We start from the raw sequence: 608 nt of genomic DNA on the forward strand, positions 1-608 counted from the left end.
GAAGCACGAGCTGCTGCTGCTTCCGAGTCGGACAGGTTGTGTCGTGCTGTAGGCAGTGGTTCTTTGACCCTTGAGGGGCGTCCCGAAATCATGGCGGATCAACCTCTCATCCTTCAAGGGTTTCGTGGGCAAATCAATGGACCATGGAAAGCTGCAACCGTCACCCACCGCTATGAAAAACAAAGCGGATACACCACAGAAATCACACTCGAGGCACCAAACAAGGGAAAAGAGGCAGGAGAAAAGGAAACCTCTGAGTGACAGAAAATCAAAGGGACAACTTGACCCTTTGATCGGTCGTGATGAGGAATAGGTGAAACTTGCACCAATTGCATGAGTACAGCAATAGGGTATTGTTTACCCAATTCCTAAAAGGAGCAATGGTGCAAACATTGCACAATTGCAGACTGAAGAGCAATTTGGTCAAGTTGACCGAATTCCTTAAACGCTTCTCTTATTTAATAATGTCCTGAATAATGTGCTTAGGATACAGAAAAATCATCAGTCAATTTATGCTAAAAGAGGTGAACACATCTTATATACGCTGCTTCTCAAATAATACGATTCCAACTCAATGATTGATCATCTCAAATTGCGATTTTGAGCAG

General features: G+C 43.9%; 1 pseudogene. It reads left to right on the forward strand.

Features of this window, described 5'->3' with window-relative positions:
- Window positions 1-261: pseudogene (locus ACFIMP_RS09920) on the forward strand (late control protein); the annotation flags it as partial.
- Window positions 262-608 lie beyond the last annotated feature (347 nt).

The organism is Bartonella sp. AP65SXKL, assembly GCF_042195725.1.
Taxonomy (GTDB): Bacteria; Pseudomonadota; Alphaproteobacteria; order Rhizobiales; family Rhizobiaceae; genus Bartonella.